Raw genomic sequence first — 21286 nt, 5'->3', positions numbered from 1 at the left:
AGAGCGAGTTGTGAGCGATCCGATACAATTGGTCAGTATTTTTCAGTACCTCCGTCAGTCGGAGCTTTGGATTCGTCCTTTTCCAACAAGTTTTCATACACTCTTGCTGTAGGTTTTAAGTCGGTTTAGGGTGTGATATGTATAGAATGAATACGGTCGGCTAAAAATAGGTCTCGGAATTTCAGCATGTTGAATATGAATTTCACTCAGAGAGTTGTGATTAACACAACTCAGCAAGAATGGATTGCCAGCCCGGCCAAAGGCGTTTGGCGTAAACCATTAGAGCGTGAAGCTAAAGAATCAGGGCACACCACCAGTATTGTAAAATATGAAGCTGGATCACGCTTTGCGACGCACTATCACCCGTTCGGTGAGGAAATTTTAGTGCTTGAAGGCGTGTTTTCTGATGAAAATGGCGATTACCCTGCTGGTACTTACATTCGCAACCCTCCAGGTAGCCATCATGCTCCGTTCAGTAACGAAGGGTGTGTCATTTTGGTAAAACTGAACCAATTTGATCCGCAAGATCTTGCGGAAGTACGCATCAATACCAATAAGGCAGAGTGGCTCCCCGGAATTGGCGGTCTTCAAGTAATGCCTTTGCATGAATTTGGTCAAGAACGTGTTGCGCTAGTGAAATGGCCGAAAGGAGAACAGTTTCATGCACACCAACACTTTGGTGGCGAAGAAATATTAGTTTTATCTGGCGAGTTTCAAGATGAGTTCGGCATCTATCCCAAGCATACCTGGATGCGAAATCCGCACTTGAGTGAACACACGCCATTTGTCGGAGAAGAAACGGTGATTTGGGTCAAGACTGGGCACCTGCCAGTTCAAAAATAAAAAAGGCTCGTATGCCTAGATACGAGCCGATACTCATTAGCTGGCTATGCACCCATGATCCTGGAATGTAACCAATCTTTCAGTTCAGCACGATTATGTTTCAGTATATTCATCTCGTGATCATCAATGGGGTTACCTTGCAGTTCCAAAACACGTATTTCTTTATCTAAGGCGTTGTAGTTTCTCACGTTTTCAGCAAAGGATGCATCATTTGCTGACAGATGGGAGATGGTATCCAAATGTTCTGGAAATTCATGAGTTAATGAGTGATTTTCACCTAACATATAGACCTCTTGGTGGATGGTTGATGTATATGTTTGCTCATATTTTAAGCAGTGCATTAATAAACATAGCATTACATCGGGCAATATATCGTCGAATTGCCCACACTTTTACTTAACTAACACCAACAACTGAAACGTTAGGACATCTAAAACGTTCACTACTTTTTCGACTACATTTAATAGAATTCCAGCGAGAAGGTACATCCAATGAAAACCGTAAAATTCAGCTTAGTCGGTGTCGCAGTGGCGATGGCACTATTTGGCTGTAATTCAGACAGCGATTCCGTTAGCGCGACAACTCCTGTAACACTTTCTGTATCCGATGCTCCCATTGATGATGTCTCCGATGTGGTCGTTACATTCAGCAAAGTCGCTTTCCTATCTATTGACGATGAAACACCTCAAATTTTTGAAGTATACAAAACGGATGAAGAAGGGAACTATGTTGACGAAGATGGTGAACTGCTTCTTGAAGGCGAAGATCCTATTCCACTCAGTGTGAACTTGTTGGACGTACAAGGCAGTGATGTGGAAGATCTTTTAGATGGCGAACTTCTTCCTGTCGGTAATTATAAGCTTTGTGTTTTTGCCAACGATGGAGACCATCCCGATTACCCTTCCTATGTCATCGATGAATTGACAGGCAACAAAATTCCACTCACGGTAAAAGGGGACGGAGCCTGCCCACAAGGTGTGGGTAAAGAAGAGAACTCCGGAGTTCTGTTCTTCAATAACACATTCGCAGTGAATCCCGACAACAATGAGTACGTTGTCGAATTTGACCTGCGTCGAGGCCTGAAAGATGGTACAGGTCAAAACGAAGGTTATAGCATTCAACGAACTTCAGTATCACTGATTAACACGGTCACCACTGGTGATATCCAAGGTGTTGTATTAGCTGCAACGTATGGAGGCTGTGTGAACGATACCGATACTGGAAACGGATATGCTCAAGCGGTTTATTTATATGAAGGTAACGTTGCCGAAGAAGACATGGGTCCATTTGCTGGCGTTGAAGGACAAATTGATCCAATCGCAGCAGCAGCCGTTTCACTAGCCGACAACAATACAGACTACACGTATGAATTCGGCTTTGTCGAGCCTGGTACCTATTCTGTCGGTTACACATGTACTGCGAACGATGATTCGGAAGATGGACTTGTAGAAGGTGAGGCATTCAGTATCTTTGATTCCGTCAGTGGGCTGAGCGTTTCAGTGGGTACAGATACCGAAGCAAACTTCTAGCGCCTCATCTAAGAATGTTGTACAACCAATTCCAAAGTGACCTCAAAATACCGCTAATCAAAGCAGGTATTTTGAGGCCATAATTCATCAGAGGTAACGAGTGGGTAAATAAAAACCAGCTCAAACCGCTCTCCAACTCAACGTTACCAACGTGCCAGCTCAAGAATTTTCGCTTACCTTAACTTGCTTAGCTGACGCATTAAACAAACGATAAGCATAGATTTACTTACCCAACAAAGAACACTGACTGTTGATGTTTTTTAATTTGTTAAACACCAACTTCGTGCCACAAAAAGTTCCCTTCAAAAAAATATATTTTTCCTTCAAATCAACTTTCTACAGTAAGTAACTGTTTTTTCTTGCGCCTCTATATGTGACACACTTCACGCTCTCAACCGCATATTGATGGTTAGAAAAGTAACGTCTATCTTTCAGAAAAAGGCATCAACTTTGTAGCATTAATGCGCTCTAAATCAGGCACTTTTGAACGTACGGATTTAAAGAGTTTCAAAGTGACGAAGACGCAATATAACAAGGTAACCTGCTACTAGGAGTTGATTACAACCATTCTGAAAGCGCGAACCAATTAGGTTGACTGGGGGCAATACGTCAGCCTATCGCGCTAAGAGACAGAGGGGTTATCAGAATGAAAACTCGAATAACAAAAGTACTCGTCGTTACGGGCTTAGCTGTCCTAATTTCCTATTTTCCCGTTTACTACTCATACGCGGCAACATCGCCAAACTGCAACAACATACTTGCAACCAACCGAACATCAGTCTCTCAAAAAATGGTAATGTTACTCGGTCAGGATATAACGAAATCTAACCACATCACTACCGTCATTCCGACAGCAAAAAATCCGTTTGTAACGGAAGAACTGGTATCGGTTTCTAATGATGTTTCGCCCAATGGCCGCTATCCCAAACGCACTCTCAATGACATTCAAAGGATGAGATCAAATTTAAATCTGGCCGCGAAGGAAGCTGAGCGATTGAAAGGCACCTATGAGCTGGCATTGATCAGCCTTATCGATGGTTATTGCCAGTTTTCAAATAATAAACTGACCCAGCATGCGAAAATAGATTTTGACCATTTAGAAGGTCTTACCCTTTACTCCATCCCTGCACTCATCGCGATGGCAGATCAGTCTTACGCTATGTTCAAAAAGCAAAACAATAAACAACCGAGCGAATCGAACGAACGCAATAACGACGAGCAAAACAACGAAGAAGGTTCTAGCGCAGTTGCCGCTGCTAGCTATCAAAACGATAACGTGATGGTGAAAGTGGAAGACTTTGACGGTTCCAACGTAACTTTCTCCGTAACGAATATCGGCGCTCGGGGCGAGTTAGAGCCTCAATTCAATACGTTTAGCGCTTATCGTAATGAAAGCGGAAACCTTCTATACAGACCTGAGTCTCTGCTCAGTATTGAAGATAATGATGGTAACAGCATACCAACTATAGGCATTGCAGAACTCTCTTCTCACGGGAGTAAACATCTATCTATTTCACCTGGAGAAACTCGCACGTTCGTCACGCAACTTGTGCAAAAGGCTCCCGAACATGCCCAATTAAGCATAGAGTTTCCAGCCAAGGCGTTGAACACAGAACAGCCTTTTTCATTGTCATTTACCGACTTAATCGCTATCGCAACGGCTGATATAAACTAGTCGAAGATAGAGATGAAACAAACTAAAGAGAACAAAGCAGGCTTAACCAACCTGCTTTGATACTTCTTCTATGAGATAAGCAACCCAAACAATGAGATGCTAACTAGTATTCTTTTGGTATCTGCGATAAAACGAGTGGTGGTAATAAGTGGGGGATAATATTTGGCTGCAAAGAATAAACTGATCCGTTATGTCGCAACGGAAGTCTCTGATGTTTTTGATAAAGAAGATGAGCTAATCGCCCAGGTTCAATCTAATCAGCTTTCGCAAGTATTACTTCTTTGGCAAGTCAAAAGCCCGACCTTAGTTTTACCAGCAGGTAGGAAATGGCCAGTATCGGAAGAATTAAAAAACGCTCTGGACAACACCGGCTGGAAGTTATTTTCCCGCAAAACTGGTGGTGCTCCAGTTCCTCAAGTTCCGGGGATCATCAACCTATCTCACATCTATCATTGGCCGGAAGATCAACCCTACGACATAAAAAAAGCCTACCTCGATTTGTGCGCTATTTTAACGGTCTTTTTTGAACAACTTGGCGTTAAGGTAGACGTGCACGCGACACCATACTCGTACTGTGATGGTGAGTACAATTTGAATATTGGAGGGCAAAAAGTCGTCGGAACCGCACAACGTGTATTACTTAAAAAAGGCGGAGGAAAAGTCGTCTTGTCTCAGGCTTGCATCCTGATCGATGCCAATGTCGACAAAATTGTTGAGCCAGTGCGACTGTGTAACCAACTCTGCGGTCACAACGATGTTATTCGTGGCGATGTACACACACCATTATTCGATCACATCACAGATAGGCCAGCTGTTGACGCGCTATTTCAGCAACTAACCAGTACTTTTTTAGCACAAGCCAAACGCACGTAACTTAAAAAGGAGCAAGATGTGAATCCTGCTCCAAGCGTCTTAAATCAGTTAGTGAGAGTAATCATTTCTCTCACTATATACATCAGAAAAATATTCAATAAATTCAAACTGCATGCCGTGATCTTCCATATAGTAGACATTCTTTCTGAACGGGTGCTCATCACCTCTATGATCCAGTTCGTACCCTGCGAGCCTTAAGCGTTCGATGAGCGTCTCTACATTTGGGACCACTATCCCAACATGTTTGACGCCGGTAAATTGCGATGTCCAATGATTCGCTTCTCCTTTTCCTCCTGAAGAGATCGCAATATATGAATGGTCGTCGCCAACGTGAAACCATTCAATCGTTCGACCAAACCAGTTATCCACTTTTCCACCGCCACGTACTGTCCACTCAGGAACCGCTGCAATTAAAAATTGAATCGTCTTTTGAGCATCGACTACGGAGATATTGGCGTGTTCAACGTAACTTTTCATTAGTGATTTCCTTTTTTCTTCTCGCTTTCATGTCCTTACTACTCACTCTAGAACCTCAAGTTAAGTTGAGGTAAAGGGCGATTTTGAATGTGGATACAAAAATGAGATGGCGATCAAATACGGAATTAGTTGAAGCTCGCGCATAAAAGCCTCAGAATGTCGCACTTTTCGCGGCGAAACTAATTTCGACGCGTTGTTATCTAACTCGACAATTGAGAATCATACATATGGGTTTTACCTCGTTAGGTCTATCTGCTCCAATCCTTAAAGCTATTCAGGAAAAAGGCTACGATACCCCTTCTCCAATTCAGGCTCAGGCAATTCCGGCAATATTGGAAGGGAAAGACGTCATGGCAGCAGCACAGACTGGTACAGGTAAAACAGCAGGCTTTACGCTGCCAATCCTGGAGCGTTTGTCCAATGGACCTCGCGTTCGTAGTAATCATATTCGCGCTTTAATCCTGACCCCTACCCGTGAGCTTGCGGCTCAGGTGCAGGAAAACGTCTTCATGTACAGCCGTCACTTGCCGCTTACGAGCGCCGTGGTATTTGGCGGTGTGAAGATCAATCCGCAAATGCTGCGCCTGCGTAAAGGTGCGGATGTACTGGTCGCGACTCCAGGTCGTCTAATGGACCTTTACAGCCAGAACGCAATTAAGTTCGACCAACTGGAAGTACTGGTGCTGGACGAAGCGGACCGTATGTTAGATATGGGCTTCATTCGCGATATTCGTAAGATTCTCGATTTACTACCTAAGCAGCGTCAGAACCTACTGTTCTCTGCGACGTTCTCAAATGAGATACGCGACCTTGCGAAAGGTTTGGTGAACAACCCTGTCGAGATCTCAGTTAACCCAGCAAACTCTACAGCACGAACCGTTGAACAAAGTATTTACCCATCAGACGTGAAGAAAAAAGCGCCGATGCTGGTGAAGCTGATTAATGATGGTGACTGGCGACAAGTACTGGTATTCATGCGTACAAAACATGGCGCAAACCGCTTGGCTAAGTTCCTGGTAGAGCAAAATCTACCAGCGGCAGCGATTCACGGTAATAAAAGCCAAGGTGCACGTACCAAAGCACTGGCTGATTTTAAATCGGGTGAAATTCGTGTGCTAGTCGCGACTGACATCGCCGCTCGCGGTATTGATATTCCTCAGTTGCCACAAGTTGTGAACTTTGAATTGCCAAAAGTGGCTGAAGATTATGTACACCGCATTGGTCGTACTGGTCGTGCGGGCGAAGTGGGCAAAGCGATCTCTCTGGTTTGTGCGATTGAAGCGCCAGAATTATTTGCTATCGAGCGTTTGATCCAAGAAGTGTTGCCACGTAAAGAGCTTGATGGCTTCGCACCAACGAATGTCGTGCCAGAGTCAAAACTGGATACGCGTCCGATTAAGCCGAAAAAACCAAAGAAACCTAAAAAGCCAAAAGCACCTCAAGCCGAAGGCAGCAACACGCAACCTGCCGATAAAAAAGCCTCTAACAGTGCGGGTAAACCTAAGCGCCGTTTCAATGGTAACGGCAAGGGTAATAACACCGGCAACAAAAATGGCGCTAACCAAGCCGGAGCGGGTAAACCAAAAGGTAACCGTGAAGGTCAAGGGCGTTCAAACACCCAACCAAATGGCAACAAGCCAAATGGAAATAAAAGTGGTAATGGCGGGAAAAAGCCACAAGGCGCTAAACCAGCCGGCAATAAGCCATCGGGTCAGCGTCGCAAGGCTCGTCCACAACCAGCAAACTAACTCTGCCTCTGGCACGTTAACCTGATTGAAAACCACAAAGCCGCTCATCACATGAGCGGCTTTGTTTTTATGCCAAACGAGTCAATTATTTCAAAGGAGTAATACGAATATCCGCAATTTGGGCTTCATTCAGTTCACCTTCAATACCGCCCGCGTAAATGTACGTTTCGTTCGATTTTAGATAACTCATATTGAAATGATCCTTCAGCGCAATCTGATAAGTCATACCTTGTTCAAGCGCGATTTCAACGGGTGTTGAGTAACGCATGCCCTGGTTTTCACCAATATGCCCCATCTGCAAGTAACCTTGGCCAACAACGGTGCCTGACTCATTGGTCACTTCTAGCAGCTTAACGGCGTTAGTGATCCCCGTATTAAGCTGGCCCAAATTATTGTTGTACCAAGCATCAAACTGGTAAGTACCACTTGATGGTACTGAGAACGACTCCAGCCCATTCACTGCGCCACTGTCTTTGTTTACGGTGACAACAGAAACATCTTCTTTAAGAGGCTGATAATTCCCTTCCAGTTTGATACGAAGCTCCTCACCGATACAAACAGGCTGACTTGGATTCGAACGGAAACCCTGATCATTGATGCTTTCCGCTATGTAGCAGGCAAAACCTTCTGGCACATCTGTATATGTCTGTGCAGCCACGTTAGACTGAATTAAATCGCCATTGCGGTACAAGTTCACGTTGTATTTGCTCTCTACAGCAATGTTGACTGAATTGTCTGCGGATGTCGCGACCAAGGTAGGTTCTTGCGGCGAGTAAACACGGCTATCTTCGCTGGCGTATGGTGCAACGCCCGAGACCAGTTTTACTTCACTCTCAACATTGACCAATCCACCTAATGTCACGCGGTAGCTTCCATCCTCATCCAGAGTGACATTTTCTACCGGATAGTAGCCGGTTTCATCTTCGCTGACTTCAGGCAGATCGATCGTCACCGAGTAAGTTTTCCCTTTGAATGCAAAATTTTCCAGCGTGATTTCATCAGACTGAGTAAGTAAGTGATTGCGCACCCAGCTGGTAATAAACGGTTTTATCTCAAGCTGACCCGTTTCGGTATGGATACCAAAAATGGTTTCCACCACCATATTCAGGTAACCACCGACAGACCAAAGTTGTCGCTGAGAGTTAATAACTGGCCCGTCGAGACTCGGATCTTCGCCATGATCACTGTGGATAATGAAAGATTTACCCGATAACCACTCTAGGTTTTCCATGTTCGACAAGTTGGTTGCCGTTCCACGGACCAGAGATTGAATCGCATTATTAGCCGCAGCAACATTTTGAGTTTGATGAGCCGCGCGCAAGCTATACGCTGTCACAAATGGCCAGATTGCTCGGTTATGATAAACGGGAACATCTGGTTGTTGCGGGAAATAAACCGGTACGCCGAACTCGCTGTGTGGGTAATTCGACATGATTTGCTTAGCTTGTGTGTCTGTCGCGATGCCACTGATGATCGCAAGCGCCTCACCCAGCATGTCGTATTTATCGACGGCGATGTCTTTGCCGTTGTCGAACAGGTAACTCACATACATGCCGCGCTCTGCATTCCAGAACTGGGTATTAATGTCAGACTTCAATTGCTCTGCCCATTCACTGTATTTCACGGCATTAGTCGAGTCGTATTGCTCGGCCAATTTCGCGGCAAGTTTTAACGCGCGGTAGTGGACCACGTTAGTCGACAGCGCTTTGCTACTGCCTATGGCATTCACGTCATCAGGCGTCCATTTGGAATAAGTTTGTTCACGCCAGTCAAGGAAGGACTGTTCACCGGTATAAAGGCCTGATTTAGCGTCAAAAGCAGCAAGTCGATCGGCCTCTAACGTGTTGCTGATCGCTTTATAAGCGCGTTCAGCAAACTGGCTGTATTCTTCTCCATCCAGCGCCGAAAGTAATCGTTCAGCACCGAGAGCCCAAGTGGTTCTATCCGTACTGATCGGCCAACTTCCGCCTGTACCAGTATCCTGTACAATTTGCTCACCATCGTACTGTTGTTCTGTCGTTTCGCGGAAAGCAGACAGTTTAAAGTTCAAGCCATTTTGAACGCGAGTTGGATTCATTAAAGCAAGAGAAAGATCAGCGGCATAGGCGAGATCTCGCGTCCAGACATAGTGCCATTTTGCGCCCGTCTCAAAAACTTCGGCTTCAATTGGGTTGTTGTAGTTGTAATTACCATCTTGGATTTGTGAAACCGCAAGTTGATCCAGCTCTTTCATCGTCAATGCAAACAGCGCATCGAACGCCACATCACCCGACAAAACTCTTGGGCCCGCTTGCTCATTAACAACCACGCCCTGATCCAGAGCATCTCTTAGCTCGGTGGTGGTTGAAATACCAAACTCACGCATCTCTGCAGCAGGGTCTTTTACTGAGAAAGTAACGGTGTCGCTAGAGTCATCATAGTTGGCGAACAGTTTCACCTCTTTACTCTGATGCCCCTCGTGAACCATTGCGGGATCTAAGATCGCATCAGAGTAGTATTTTTCTGCTTCTTCTTGGGTTGCTTTTGTCACTGTCATGGTCGCACGACTTTCATCGGCAAAGCTTACAGAAAACTTGTAATACCCTTTGTCTGCGAACGTGATCTCCGAGTTGCAATCATCGTTCATACACGCTTCATTGGTGTCGGGTTTTGGCAAGTAGTCTTGAGCTTCATCAAACGCCGCGGGCTCCTCAAAATAGGTGTATTGAATCTGCCACCCCGGATCAGCAATCTTAAACTGATTACTACCTCGAGCGACGCGAAGTACGGTTTCGTACTCATTGTTACCCAGATAGTTTAGCTTGGCATGGTCAGCCGTGCCCCAATCCCCGTTTAATCCTCGCAAATATAAATCTGCTGAAATAATAGGTTTGTCGACAGGCTCAATGACCTCTGACGAATCAGATCCACATCCAGCCAGACCAATACAAGACGCGACAGCAAGTGCAATAAAGCTCGGTTTCATCTTCATTCCTTAGATTGTTATTTTGGGCGTCAGTCTAAGGAACGCATTCTTACGAGAAAAATAGGTATAAAACGCTTAGCTATAGATGGCATCTATACCTCTACCCTCCAACGGTGATTTAGATCTATGAATCTCAGATTTTTCCTACAAATTTGAATGCCAAGTTTGTGATTCTTCCATGAAAGTGTGCAAAATACCCCGCGCTTAAAAAGGGGTAAGTAGAAATGGATAAATCTCTGCAGCAATTTTTACTGGTTGCTCGCTGTCAAAGCATCAGTGCCGCAGCAAAATTGGCGGGGCTTAGTCAACCGACCGTGACCAGTAATTTGAAGAAACTTGAAGAGAATATTGGCGTAACACTGTTCGAACGTCGTCCCAATGGCATGGTTTTAACTGAATATGGCCGAATCCTTTATCGACACAGCAATGCGATGCAACACGAATACAACCAAATGATGCAGAGCATTGAAGAACGAAGGCAATATCAAGTCGGCAAGATAAAGATGGGAACGGGCGATGCGTGGTGGCCGTTGTTTGTAAAACAAGCGCTTAATGATCACCTTTCTAAATTGCCATCCGCATCTACACATGTTGAGTTTGGTAATCACCTCGGGCTCATGGATTCTTTGATCAACGAACAAATTGAGTTTTTTATCGGTCATGAAATCGTCGGGTTGTCTTCTAAGTGTGATGTCACTTTTATTCCTTTATTTCAAACCGTGGATGCGTATTTCGTTTCTCCCGATCATCCTCTGTTAGGAAAAGTCGTCACAGACGAAATGCTGCACGAGTACCCTGCACTCTCTGTCACTTATGATGCGAAAAAATTTAATCACGTTATCGATAATCCCATTCCAAAGCAGAATGAGCGCGAAAGACAACAATTGGACGATAGACCAACCTACGAAGTGGATTCGTTACTTGCCAGTATTGATATGTTGAAAGAGAGTGTAGCGGTCATGTCATATACCCGTCATTTGCAACCCTATCTCGAATCCTTTGGATTGCAATGTCTAAGAATGGCAAACGAACCGAAACCGGGAACGGTAGGAATTTATCGTCATCGGCGCGAAACCTCCGAGCCACACCTTGATTTAATCTCAGGTATTACTCAGCGAGCTAAATTACTCAGATAAAAAAGCCCCAACACAAGTGTATGTGGGGGCGTGAGTAAGGTAAAAACCCTTATGCAATCAACTTAAATTAAACGACTTGTAACTCGCCATTTCGCCAAGGTTCAATGACAACTTTAATGTGGTCGTTTGGTGTCATAAGTTGCTTAAATGCCCCTTCAACGCCATCCATACCCACTTTCGCCGTCAGCATTTTCTGCCATGGAACTTTGCCTTCCGCAATGGCTTGAAGACATTGCTCAAACTCATGTGGCTGATAATAGTAAGAGAATCGTAGATCAAGCTCTTTAACGGTCGCGTAAGCATAGTTGATACTCGTAGGTGTGGTATGAATACCAGTCACCACAATGCGAGCGCCAGCTGGAGCACGGCGAATAAAGTCATCAATCAAGGTGTGTTTGCCCACACACTCAAAGATAACCAGACGCGAACCAGCTGCAACTTCGGCACCGACGACAACTTCGTCTTCTTTGGTCGGATTTACCGTGCGAGTTGCACCAAACTCTTTCGCCAGTTCCAGCTTCTCATCTTGAATATCGACCGCCAGAATATTGGTAACACCACGCAATTTAAGCGCCGTGATAGCCGCAAGACCAATAGGACCACAACCCACAACCAATGCCACTTCATCGTTCTGGATGTCACTACGGTTCACCGCATGCAAACCAACCGCCAGAGGTTCTGTTAGCGCGGCAGCTTCTGAAGGTACATTCTCAGGAACAGGCAGAAGCAGTGCTTCATCAAGCAAGAAATATTCAGAGTAAGCACCATGAATACCCGGAGTCACACCAACACCAGCGCCATTTTGGCTCATGAGGATCGGCACAGAAGTCACGCGGCTACCAACTGGCAAAGCTTGCTGTGTATCATCACCGTATTCGACGATTTCCGCACAAAACTCGTGCCCTAGCATGACTTGTGTATGGTCATCCATGCTTTCTGACATCACACCAAGCTTGCGGTAAACATCAAATACTTCGTCCGTATGACGTGCGATGTGTAAATCTGAACCACAAATACCACACGCTAAGCTACGAACAAGTACTTGGCCCGGTGCTGGTTTAGGCACATCCACCTGCTGCAGGTGAACGCCGCCATCCTGCATTACGATACTGTTCATTGTTGTCATGGAATTACTCTCCAAGCTCGTCGCTTAAAGCTGCAATCGCACCTGGCTTGATGTAACGCGGTGTGATGCCCTGAGCTTTAGCCGTTGCGATAACCACTTGCTCGATCCAACCCGCGTCCATGATGTTCATGAAGTTGCCGTCTTGGTCAAAGTTAATGTTCGCACCTTGGATGACCATAAAGCCATCTGCACCGCCTGACTCTTCTGGACAGTGGAATGTATGGATAGAACCGCCTGGCTCGTACAGGTAGCTGCCAGCCGTTTGTTTTTGATCTGGGTATTCGGTGTAGTGCCACATACCGCTTAGCGTGTAGAAATGCACCACGCCCGTGTGGAAGTGCTTAGGTAGTGTAATTCCTGGCTTAAACTTCGCTCGAATTACCCAAGTGCCGTTTTCTGGGTCAAGAAACAGCGGGTAAACATCGACACCCGGTAGTGCATCTTTGATGATTGACTCTTCATTGGTGTTTAGAGTTAACAGAAAATCCTGATGCTGAATAACTTCTGGTAATGACATAACTTGCTTCCTCGCTTTTGTTGTAATTAGACTTCCACGTCTTAGCCCAGTAGTGGGTATTTAAAATTCTCGAAACCGTCTGATGCACTGACTGTGCAACCGTTGATGCAGTTCGCTTTTTCGCTGACCAAAAATGCAACCACGTTTGCGATTTCTTCTGTCTGAGTAAAGGTATCGCGCATCTGCTCTTTGCGGATGTGGTCCCAAAGGCCAATCGCTTCATATTGGCGCAACATTGGTGTATCCACGCGACCCGGTGCGATGGCGCAAACACGAACACCCAACGGTGCCAGCTCCAAAGCTGCACATTTTGTCATCATGTCGACCGCGGCTTTGCTCACGTTGTAAGTGAACGTCATTTCCGCCGCCATTTGCGCATAAACAGAAGAGGTATTAAGGATGACTCCAGGTGTGCCTTGTGCCTGGAACTGACGTCCTGCCGCCAAAATACCGTAGTAAACCCCGTTTTGGTTTACCTTAGAAACGGGCTCAAAATCAGCGACCGGATCATGCTCTAGCAGCGGTTTGGCTAAACCAATGCCAGCGTTATTAATCATGATATCCAGCTTGCCAAACTCCGCGACAGCGTAGTTGACCATGGCTTCCACTTGCTGAAAATCCGTCACATCCGCCGAAAAGGTTTTTAATGATTTCGGGTCAGCGTCTTTATAAACGTCAAGCGACTGCTCTGAAATATCGACTGCCAGTACGTTCGCTCCCTGCTCACGTAGCTTGCCTACGATGGCTTGACCAATTCCACCAGCGGCACCAGTGACGATCGCAGTTTTGTTCATCAATTCCATTTAGCTTCCCTTCTACGATATGTTATGAAAATGTAACTTAGATCAACTCATTGACACTCACTTGACCTTTTGCGAATAAAATTTGATATATTGCGATTCACAAACCATTAACATTTCAAAATCGAGATATGTATATCGTTAGAAGCGGTGCGGCAGACAAATTTGATAGTTTAGTTTCTGAACACGGACAGAATCCGATAGAAATAATGAAACAGGCAGGGCTTTCTGCTGCCCAGTTCCGCGATCCCGATACTTACATCGCCAATTCGAGGCTGGCCGAACTGCTGGAAGTCGCAGCGTTACGTTGTCAGGAACCGATGTTTGGTGTCTTATTGGCTCAACGGCAAAGCTTTAATGCCTTAGGTGACTTACCTATGCTGGTCGCTCGCGCTGAAACGGTCAGAGAGGCATTATTACGTGCTAATGATTACCTCTATTTGCAATCTTCCGGTGTTAAATTCTCGATGACACCACAAGATGATTGGATGAAACTTGCTTTAACTATCGATACCTACAGTGAACAGGTGACAACGCAACTGATGCAAATGAGTGTCATGCAGATGGCTAGGTTTATGGCGAACTTACTCAATATTGATATGAATAGTTTCACCCTGTACCTAACTCAATTTGGCAGCTTGGAAAACCGAAACGACAACTCAGCCCCGCTTCCCAAGATTCGATTTGGTGAGAAATTTAACGGCATTATGCTCAAGGCGAGCCTGCTTGATACTCGAAACCATCAAGATGAAGACGCGTTAGATCGACACTTTCAGGAGCATCTTAAATACCTGCAAAATCGCTATCCGGATAATCTGAGCGATCAAGCCAGAGATATGATTGGGCGATTATTGCCTACAGGTGAATGCAGTGTCGAACAAGTTGCCAGAGCATTAGACATGCACCCGAGAATGTTACAAATAAGATTAAAAGAGCGCGGGAAGAATTATAGCCTGCTCTTGAGACAAGTGAGGCAGAGCCTGGCGGAGCGTCGCCTTAATGAAAATATCCAAAGTATTACCGATATCGCCCTACAACTTGGCTATGCCGAAACGGCGGTCTTTAGCCGTCACTTTCGTCAATGGACGGGTAAGTCACCGAGTCAGTGGCGAAAAGATCATAAATTAGAAAAAGTAAAAGAGCGCTAATATCAGCACTCTTTTACTTTCAGTTGGTTGATTTACTTGAACGACTTAAGTAAACGTTAAAGCTCTGTACCATTTGAAGCGATGACTTTCTTGTACCAGTCGAAAGAGGCTTTCTTTTTACGATCTAAGGTACCTTCACCCTTGTTGTCTTTATCGACATAAATAAAGCCGTAGCGTTTTTCCATCTCACCAGTGGATGCGCTCACCAAGTCGATACAACCCCAAGGTGTGTAACCCCACAATTCAACACCGTCTTTTACTGCCTCACTCATTTGCTCAATATGCGCTTTCAGGTAATCAATACGGTAGCTATCGTTGATTGAGCCATCTTCTTCGACTTTATCGAATGCACCCAAACCGTTTTCAACCACCATCAAAGGAATCTCATAACGAGCATAAATTTCATTCAGTGTGTAACGCAGACCAATTGGGTCTATTTGCCAACCCCAGTCTGATGCTTGCAAATATGGGTTCTTAACACCGCCCATCAGGTTACCAGAAGTCGTTTCCTTACTTGAATCCGCGGAAACACAGTTCGACATGTAGTAGCTTAGTGTGTAGTAGTCGACGGTTCCTTCAGAAAGAATCTCTGCATCGCCCGCTTCCATTTTCACTTCGATGTTATTTTCTTCAAAGTAGCGTTTTGCGTAGTACGGATATTGACCGCGCACCTGAATATCACCGCAGAAGTAGTTGTGCATTTTCATATGTTCTTGAGCAAGTACGATATCTTCAGGATTACACGTGAACGGGTAAGTGGTCAGGAAGCAGATCATACAACCAACCTTATTCTCAGGATTGATCTCATGAGCCAGTTTTACCGCTTTTGCACTGGCGACAAACTGGTGATGCAGAGCCTGAAAACGTAGCTGCGGGTAGTCAACCTGACTAATAAAGTCTTCGGTACCGTCGTTAAGGATTCCCAAGCCTAAGTAGTTTCCGATAGGCATCGTACCGATGTTGATTTCGTTGAAAGTTAACCAGTATTTCACTTTGCCATTGAAGCGCTTAAACAGTGTTTCCGCGTAGCGTGTGTAGCAATCGACAACTTCTCTTCCAGCCCAGCCGTTGTATTCTTGAGTCAGACCGAACGGCAGTTCGTAATGTGAAATCGTAACTAATGGCTCAATATCGTATTTTTTAAGCTCGTCAATAACGTCTTCATAGAACTTCAAACCCTCTTCATTGGGTTCCAGCTCCATGCCGGTTGGAAAAATTCGGGTCCAGTTAATCGAAAAACGGAAGGTTTTAAAGCCCATTTCAGCGAACAAGGCAATATCTTCTCTGAAGCGATGATAAAAGTCGATGGCTTCATGTGAAGGATAGTGAACACCTTCTTCAATAGTGCGAGTGATTCGGCGAGCAACGGTATGAGTCCCACCACTAAACATATCACTTGTACTTGGTCCTTTACCGTCTACATTCCATGCCCCTTCAAATTGGTTTGCTGCGGTTGCACCACCCCACATAAAATCTTCTGGAAAAACGTTATTGCTCATTTATTTCACCATTATTCAATAAGTTAATATATTTAACGCTCAACTCAAACCTAAGTTCACTTCAGTTCCGAGATGTATTTCTATACAATACAACACAAAATGAAACCGGTTACAATGATACTTAAAAATATTTTTTAAGGCTGATTGATGACGAAAATGAACCCAACTCCAACGTTTGGTATCATCATTTTTGGTTGTTTTTTACCCTAAATGCCGCGCTTGAATGTGTTCTTAACGCCAGAAAAAGAGATCCGTATAGCGTTTTTAAATCGTCTGGCGATTGTTTCTGTGATCCAATTCTTTATTGCTTTTTATCCCTATTGATGTAAAAAGCGCTTTAGAACTATTCTGAAACCGGTTCCAAAAGCTTAGCTGTAAGTGAATATAATAAAGGGAAAGGTGAATATTATGGCTGCGGTAAGAGATTATGCTCAGCTTGCGAAAGACATTCTTGCGCAAGTTGGTGGACAAGAAAACATCACGAGATTTTCACGCTGTGCGACCCGTCTGCGCTTGGTGTTAAAGGAAACGCCTGATGATGCTGCTGACAAAATTAAAGAAATGCCAGGCGTTATTACGGTTGTCATGAGTGGCGGACAGTTTCAGGTTGTTATCGGTACGCACGTACAAGATGTTTATGCCGCAATGTCATCGTTAGTTGATACGACATTGATGTCTGAAAGTACTGAAAAAGTGCGACTCATGGACGCTATTATTGCGTCGATGTCATCCATCTTCGCTCCTTTTGTTTATATTCTTGCTGCTGCTGGTATCTTGCAGGGCGCTTTGATTTTCGTCCACTATCTGGCTCCAAGCGTTGCCGGAACTGGCGCATTTGAAGTTCTGAACTTCATGTCCTGGACACCGTTTGTCTTTCTTCCTGTTTTTATCGCCATCACCGCATCCAAACATTTTAACTGTAACCCTCTTATTGCGATTCTTTGCTCATGTGCACTCATCAATCCATCTTGGGCAGACATGGCGTCGCGAATCGCTGATGGTGAATTAATAACCTTTTTAGGTTTACCGCTGGCGAAAACCGTTTATACCGCATCGGTGCTACCACCTATTTTCATGGTTTGGGCATTGAGCTATGTAGAAAGATACATTAAACGCGTCCTACCTGATGTCGTTCGTGAACTGTTCACTCCGCTACTTTGCATGTTAATCATGGTTCCTGCGACACTGGTATTAATTGGCCCTGCAACCAGCTTCGTGGCAAGCCTGATTGCAACTGGCTACAACACACTGTACGACGTTGCACCCGTCGTCGCCGCGGCTGTTATCGGTGGTATTTGGCAAGTATTGGTTATCTTTGGCGTGCATTGGGGCACCACTCCGATTGTCCTAGCTAACTACGAAAACTTTGGTTACGACTCAATTCAAGCCTTCTGTGGTATCGCCGTTGTGGCACAAATGGCTGCCGCTTTCGCTGTCGCATTAAAGTCTCGTAATACTCGCATGAAAACGACCGCCTATTCAGCAGGCATCACAGGCTTCTTCGGCATTACCGAGCCTGCAATTTACGGTGTGACATTAAGACTGAAAAAACCATTTATCTGCGGCTGTATCGGCGGCGCAATTGGTGCAGCGGTCGCGAGCCTGTTCAACACGTACTACTATGCTTATGCAGGGCTGACAGGCATTCTGACCGTAGTTAACGCGATTAACCCAGATAACCCAAGTTCATTTACTGGTGCACTGCTGGGCACAGGCATCACCATCGTTGTTACCATCGCTCTGGTTTATTTTGTTGGCTTTGAAGATCCAGTAGAAGCAGAAGACAAGCAAAAAAATGATTTAAACGTAACGCCAGAATTATCGCCTGTAATGAAAAAGACAGCGACGTTAGTTAGCCCATTAAAAGGCGAGATTATTCCTCTTGAAAGCGTTAACGATGAAAGCTTTTCACAAAAGTTATTGGGTGATGGTGTCGCTATCCGACCAGCAGAAGGAATTGTGAGAGCCCCATGTGACGCTGTGATTTCATCGGTTATTGGGACTAAGCATGCCGTCGGAATGACATCCACCAATGGTGCTGAAGTACTGATTCATGTCGGACTCGATACCGTAGAACTAAAAGGTCAATTCTTTGAATGTTTGGTCGAACTTGACCAACAAGTTAAAGCGGGTGACCCACTGATCAAATTTGATCTGCAAAGCATTGCTAACGCGGGTTATGACACCACCACACCGTTTATCGTAATGAACAGTGATGAGTACGAATTTGAACTGATCGAGCAAGATCAAGAAGACAAACAAATTGAAATTGGACAGCCTGTTATTCAAATGGCTTAAGGGTAAGTAAAGATGAGTAGTATTTTTCCTGAAAACTTTTTATGGGGCGGCGCAGTTGCAGCTCACCAGGTTGAAGGCGGATGGGACCGAGATGGTAAAGGTCCGAGTATCGTAGATGTGTTGTCCGGTGGTGATGTAAGCACTCAACGTAAAATTACCGATGGTGTGTTAGAGGGTTACCACTACCCTAACCACGAGGCTACGGCATTTTACGATCACTACAAAGGTGACGTCGCACTGCTGGCCGAAATGGGCTTTAAATGTTTCCGCACCTCTATTTACTGGCCACGTATTTTCCCTAAAGGTGACGAGCTAGTACCAAACGAGGCGGGCTTACAGTACTACGATGACCTGTTCGATGAGTTATTGAAACACGGTATTGAACCAGTCATTACCCTATCCCACTTTGAAATGCCGCTGCATTTATCGAAGGAGTACGGGGGCTTTAAAGATCGTCGCGTGGTCGATTTCTTTGTTCGCTACGCTGAAACGGTTATGCGTCGTTACAAGAACAAAGTGAAATACTGGATGACTTTCAACGAGATCAACAACCAACGTGATTTGCATTTACCTCTGTGGGGCTACTCAAACTCAGGCGTGGATTACACGGTTGAGGAAAATCCGGAAGAGTGTATGTACCAGGTGGTTCACCATGAAATGGTAGCCAGTGCAAAAGTGGTCAAGTTGGGTCATGAGATCAACCCGGACTTCCAAATTGGCTGTATGGTTGCATGGGTACCTATTTATCCATATTCGTGTAATCCGGATGACATCATGCTGGCACAAGAAGCGATGCGTAATCGCTTCTTCTTCAGCGATGTCCATATGCGCGGCGAATATCCGGCATACACGCTGAAAGATTGGGAACGCAAAGGTTACAACATCAAAATGGAACCCGGCGATCTGGAGATCTTAAAAGAAGGTGTTTGTGACTATATTGGCTTAAGTTACTACATGTCGGTAGCGGTAAAAGCCGACGCTGAAGAAACAACAGAAGGCTCAATGAGTGGCTTTACAGGCAGCGTTAAGAACCCATACGTTCAAGCCTCTGAATGGGGTTGGCAGATTGACCCTGTCGGCTTGCGTTACTCGCTCTGCGAACTGTATGAGCGCTACAACAAGCCACTGTTCATTGTAGAAAATGGTTTTGGTGCGATTGACAAAGTGGAAGAAAACGGCGAAATCAACGACGACTACCGCATTGACTACCTGAAAGCGCATATTGAAGAAATGCAGAAAGCGGTTAACTACGACGGTGTTGATCTGATGGGCTATACCCCTTGGGGCTGCATTGACTGCGTGTCTTACGGTACGGGTGAATACCGTAAACGTTATGGCTTTATTTATGTCGATCGTCACGACGATGGCACAGGAACCATGGGCCGTAGCCGTAAGAAGAGCTTCTACTGGTACAAAGACGTCATCAGCAGCAACGGTGAAAAACTGTAAAGCGCTAGCGAGAAACTATAGATAGAACAATGCACCCTAAGCCCCGGCGAAGGGTGCATTTTTTTGTCCTGAAGATCGCTCATAAACCACGACCGCAGATAACGGATTTAAGTCAAAGCAGATATTTTAGGAACAAAAAAAGGGCTTCTCCAGATCCTAGGGGAAGCCCTTTTATTTAACCTAAATTGCAGCGAATGCCGTCAGCCAACCCCTAATCCGTATAAGATTAAGCAATTGATTTACCAAGAATTTTCACCACCTCTTTGGACGTAGAAAAGTCTTCAAGAGAGGTCAGCTTGATATCTGCAATGCCAAAGCGTGGATTCATTTCCTGCCCCGGTTCAGGTACACAAATGGCGGTCATACCTGCGGCTTTCGCTGCAATCAAACCGTTAACTGAGTCTTCAATAGCCAAGCAGTTATGAGGCTCTGTGTTCAACTTCACTGCCGCATCCATGTACACCTGAGGGTGAGGTTTTCCATACGGCAGATGCTCAGCCGAAACATAGACCGAGAAATACTTACCGATTTCAAATGTTTCCAGAACCGCTTCTATTAGGCGTAAAGGTGAAGATGAAGCCAAGCCAATTTTCAAACCGGTCTTGGCCAGTAAATCTAGAGATTCTTGCACGCCCGGGAGAAGTTGACCGTGCGTCTTAATTTGTCCGATCACTTCCGTCAAAATAGCATCTGCAAGATCAGGGGCACATTTCGGGTCCAAATTACAGTAGCGTATCCAATAATTGGCGATTTCATCGATGCGAAGACCGGTACTCTGATAAGCAAGTTGCTCGGTGATTTGCCCACCAAAACGTGCAACCGCGTTGACTTTCGCCTTGCGCCAGAACGGCTCAGAATCAACCAGCACGCCGTCCATATCAAAAATAATTGTTTCTATCAAAATGGTTTCCTGTTCCTTAATTATGAAAAGTGTTATCAAAATGACTTTAAGATGCAGGATTCGAACTAGGTTGTTTTGACAGGGAAATCCTGTAGGAGTCATTACCGTCAGATCACTGAATAGCAAAGCATAAATGTACTTATACTTATCAAGAGACTTCTGTTGCTCATAACTAGCATACACCAACAATTGAAACCGGTTACAGTTAGAGTAAGATAATTCTCAGAAAACTGTGAGAACAAGCAAAACCAGACAATTTTTTGCTCTTGTGCCTCGTGATGAATCGGTGTGTATTGGACTTA

17 protein-coding genes are annotated in these 21286 nt (G+C 45.0%); 9 read left to right on the top strand and 8 right to left on the bottom strand.

Features of this window, described 5'->3' with window-relative positions; genetic code table 11:
- Nucleotides 1-186 precede the first annotated feature (186 nt).
- Nucleotides 187-843, top strand: a complete 657-nt coding sequence (locus VEJY3_RS17445) for a cupin domain-containing protein (protein WP_014233728.1) — start codon at nt 187-189, stop codon at nt 841-843.
- Between the two features lie 44 nt (nt 844-887).
- Here the strand turns inward: VEJY3_RS17445 and VEJY3_RS17440 are convergent, their stop codons facing one another.
- Complete coding sequence (locus VEJY3_RS17440) at nt 888-1127, bottom strand: YdcH family protein (RefSeq protein WP_014233727.1); 240 nt, start codon at nt 1125-1127, stop codon at nt 888-890.
- Between the two features lie 207 nt (nt 1128-1334).
- Between VEJY3_RS17440 and VEJY3_RS17435 the strand changes: the two genes are divergently transcribed.
- The 3 genes from VEJY3_RS17435 (at nt 1335) to VEJY3_RS17425 (ending at nt 4920) form a co-directional block, all read left to right on the top strand.
- Nucleotides 1335-2372, top strand: coding sequence for a DUF4382 domain-containing protein (locus tag VEJY3_RS17435; protein ID WP_014233726.1), 1038 nt, complete (start codon nt 1335-1337; stop codon nt 2370-2372).
- A 646-nt stretch (nt 2373-3018) separates the two neighbouring features.
- On the top strand, nt 3019-4047 hold the full coding sequence (locus VEJY3_RS17430) for a hypothetical protein (RefSeq protein ID WP_014233725.1): 1029 nt from the start codon (nt 3019-3021) through the stop codon (nt 4045-4047).
- A 162-nt stretch (nt 4048-4209) separates the two neighbouring features.
- Nucleotides 4210-4920, top strand: a complete 711-nt coding sequence (locus VEJY3_RS17425; RefSeq protein WP_014233724.1) for a lipoate--protein ligase A — start codon at nt 4210-4212, stop codon at nt 4918-4920.
- A 48-nt stretch (nt 4921-4968) separates the two neighbouring features.
- Here VEJY3_RS17425 and VEJY3_RS17420 read toward each other — a convergent pair whose 3' ends face one another.
- Complete coding sequence (locus VEJY3_RS17420) at nt 4969-5397, bottom strand: VOC family protein (protein ID WP_014233723.1); 429 nt, start codon at nt 5395-5397, stop codon at nt 4969-4971.
- Between the two features lie 227 nt (nt 5398-5624).
- On the opposite strand from VEJY3_RS17420, the gene VEJY3_RS17415 reads away from it, so the two are divergent.
- Nucleotides 5625-7145, top strand: coding sequence for a DEAD/DEAH box helicase (locus VEJY3_RS17415; RefSeq protein ID WP_014233722.1), 1521 nt, complete (start codon nt 5625-5627; stop codon nt 7143-7145).
- 85 nt (nt 7146-7230) lie between these two features.
- Here VEJY3_RS17415 and VEJY3_RS17410 read toward each other — a convergent pair whose 3' ends face one another.
- Complete coding sequence (locus tag VEJY3_RS17410; protein ID WP_014233721.1) at nt 7231-10110, bottom strand: amylo-alpha-1,6-glucosidase; 2880 nt, start codon at nt 10108-10110, stop codon at nt 7231-7233.
- A 224-nt stretch (nt 10111-10334) separates the two neighbouring features.
- Between VEJY3_RS17410 and VEJY3_RS17405 the strand changes: the two genes are divergently transcribed.
- Complete coding sequence (locus tag VEJY3_RS17405) at nt 10335-11246, top strand: LysR family transcriptional regulator (protein ID WP_014233720.1); 912 nt, start codon at nt 10335-10337, stop codon at nt 11244-11246.
- Between the two features lie 67 nt (nt 11247-11313).
- Here the strand turns inward: VEJY3_RS17405 and VEJY3_RS17400 are convergent, their stop codons facing one another.
- From VEJY3_RS17400 to VEJY3_RS17390, 3 genes are read right to left on the bottom strand one after another with little or no spacing between them, the layout of a single operon-like run.
- On the bottom strand, nt 11314-12372 hold the full coding sequence (locus VEJY3_RS17400; protein WP_014233719.1) for a zinc-binding dehydrogenase: 1059 nt from the start codon (nt 12370-12372) through the stop codon (nt 11314-11316).
- Between the two features lie 4 nt (nt 12373-12376).
- Nucleotides 12377-12889, bottom strand: coding sequence for a 2,4'-dihydroxyacetophenone dioxygenase family protein (locus tag VEJY3_RS17395; protein WP_014233718.1), 513 nt, complete (start codon nt 12887-12889; stop codon nt 12377-12379).
- A gap of 41 nt (nt 12890-12930) precedes the next feature.
- Nucleotides 12931-13692, bottom strand: a complete 762-nt coding sequence (locus VEJY3_RS17390; RefSeq protein ID WP_014233717.1) for an SDR family NAD(P)-dependent oxidoreductase — start codon at nt 13690-13692, stop codon at nt 12931-12933.
- 128 nt (nt 13693-13820) lie between these two features.
- On the opposite strand from VEJY3_RS17390, the gene VEJY3_RS17385 reads away from it, so the two are divergent.
- The gene (locus tag VEJY3_RS17385; protein WP_014233716.1) at nt 13821-14837 is read left to right on the top strand and encodes an AraC family transcriptional regulator; all 1017 of its coding nucleotides are present in this window, start codon (nt 13821-13823) and stop codon (nt 14835-14837) included.
- Nucleotides 14838-14893: 56 nt separating this feature from the next.
- Here VEJY3_RS17385 and VEJY3_RS17380 read toward each other — a convergent pair whose 3' ends face one another.
- The gene (locus tag VEJY3_RS17380) at nt 14894-16336 is read right to left on the bottom strand and encodes a glycoside hydrolase family 1 protein (RefSeq protein ID WP_014233715.1); all 1443 of its coding nucleotides are present in this window, start codon (nt 16334-16336) and stop codon (nt 14894-14896) included.
- A 408-nt stretch (nt 16337-16744) separates the two neighbouring features.
- Here VEJY3_RS17380 and VEJY3_RS17375 point away from each other — a divergent pair, with 408 nt between their 5' ends.
- Complete coding sequence (locus VEJY3_RS17375) at nt 16745-18634, top strand: beta-glucoside-specific PTS transporter subunit IIABC (protein ID WP_014233714.1); 1890 nt, start codon at nt 16745-16747, stop codon at nt 18632-18634.
- A gap of 12 nt (nt 18635-18646) precedes the next feature.
- A complete protein-coding gene (locus VEJY3_RS17370) occupies nt 18647-20083 on the top strand; it encodes a 6-phospho-beta-glucosidase (protein ID WP_014233713.1) in 1437 nt (478 codons plus the stop codon).
- A 226-nt stretch (nt 20084-20309) separates the two neighbouring features.
- Here the strand turns inward: VEJY3_RS17370 and hxpB are convergent, their stop codons facing one another.
- The gene (gene hxpB, locus VEJY3_RS17365; protein ID WP_014233712.1) at nt 20310-20984 is read right to left on the bottom strand and encodes a hexitol phosphatase HxpB; all 675 of its coding nucleotides are present in this window, start codon (nt 20982-20984) and stop codon (nt 20310-20312) included.
- Between the last annotated feature and the right edge of the window lie 302 nt (nt 20985-21286).

It is taken from the genome of Vibrio sp. EJY3 (assembly GCF_000241385.1).
GTDB lineage: Bacteria > Pseudomonadota > Gammaproteobacteria > Enterobacterales > Vibrionaceae > Vibrio > Vibrio natriegens.
The sequence above is the reverse complement of the archived record's forward strand: the minus strand, read 5'-3'. Positions and strand labels throughout refer to the sequence as shown.

What these genes read in the sequence shown, in the direction of transcription:
- VEJY3_RS17405 (WP_014233720.1), top strand. Translation starts at nt 10,335, where the DNA reads ATGGATAAATCTCTGCAGCAATTTTTACTGGTTGCTCGCTGTCAAAGC.
- VEJY3_RS17375 (WP_014233714.1), top strand. Translation starts at nt 16,745, where the DNA reads ATGGCTGCGGTAAGAGATTATGCTCAGCTTGCGAAAGACATTCTTGCG.
- VEJY3_RS17430 (WP_014233725.1), top strand. Translation starts at nt 3,019, where the DNA reads ATGAAAACTCGAATAACAAAAGTACTCGTCGTTACGGGCTTAGCTGTC.
- VEJY3_RS17385 (WP_014233716.1), top strand. Translation starts at nt 13,821, where the DNA reads ATGTATATCGTTAGAAGCGGTGCGGCAGACAAATTTGATAGTTTAGTT.
- VEJY3_RS17410 (WP_014233721.1), bottom strand. Translation starts at nt 10,110, where the DNA reads ATGAAACCGAGCTTTATTGCACTTGCTGTCGCGTCTTGTATTGGTCTG.
- VEJY3_RS17395 (WP_014233718.1), bottom strand. Translation starts at nt 12,889, where the DNA reads ATGTCATTACCAGAAGTTATTCAGCATCAGGATTTTCTGTTAACTCTA.
- VEJY3_RS17370 (WP_014233713.1), top strand. Translation starts at nt 18,647, where the DNA reads ATGAGTAGTATTTTTCCTGAAAACTTTTTATGGGGCGGCGCAGTTGCA.
- VEJY3_RS17415 (WP_014233722.1), top strand. Translation starts at nt 5,625, where the DNA reads ATGGGTTTTACCTCGTTAGGTCTATCTGCTCCAATCCTTAAAGCTATT.
- VEJY3_RS17445 (WP_014233728.1), top strand. Translation starts at nt 187, where the DNA reads ATGTTGAATATGAATTTCACTCAGAGAGTTGTGATTAACACAACTCAG.
- VEJY3_RS17440 (WP_014233727.1), bottom strand. Translation starts at nt 1,127, where the DNA reads ATGTTAGGTGAAAATCACTCATTAACTCATGAATTTCCAGAACATTTG.
- VEJY3_RS17390 (WP_014233717.1), bottom strand. Translation starts at nt 13,692, where the DNA reads ATGGAATTGATGAACAAAACTGCGATCGTCACTGGTGCCGCTGGTGGA.
- VEJY3_RS17380 (WP_014233715.1), bottom strand. Translation starts at nt 16,336, where the DNA reads ATGAGCAATAACGTTTTTCCAGAAGATTTTATGTGGGGTGGTGCAACC.
- VEJY3_RS17435 (WP_014233726.1), top strand. Translation starts at nt 1,335, where the DNA reads ATGAAAACCGTAAAATTCAGCTTAGTCGGTGTCGCAGTGGCGATGGCA.
- VEJY3_RS17420 (WP_014233723.1), bottom strand. Translation starts at nt 5,397, where the DNA reads ATGAAAAGTTACGTTGAACACGCCAATATCTCCGTAGTCGATGCTCAA.
- VEJY3_RS17400 (WP_014233719.1), bottom strand. Translation starts at nt 12,372, where the DNA reads ATGACAACAATGAACAGTATCGTAATGCAGGATGGCGGCGTTCACCTG.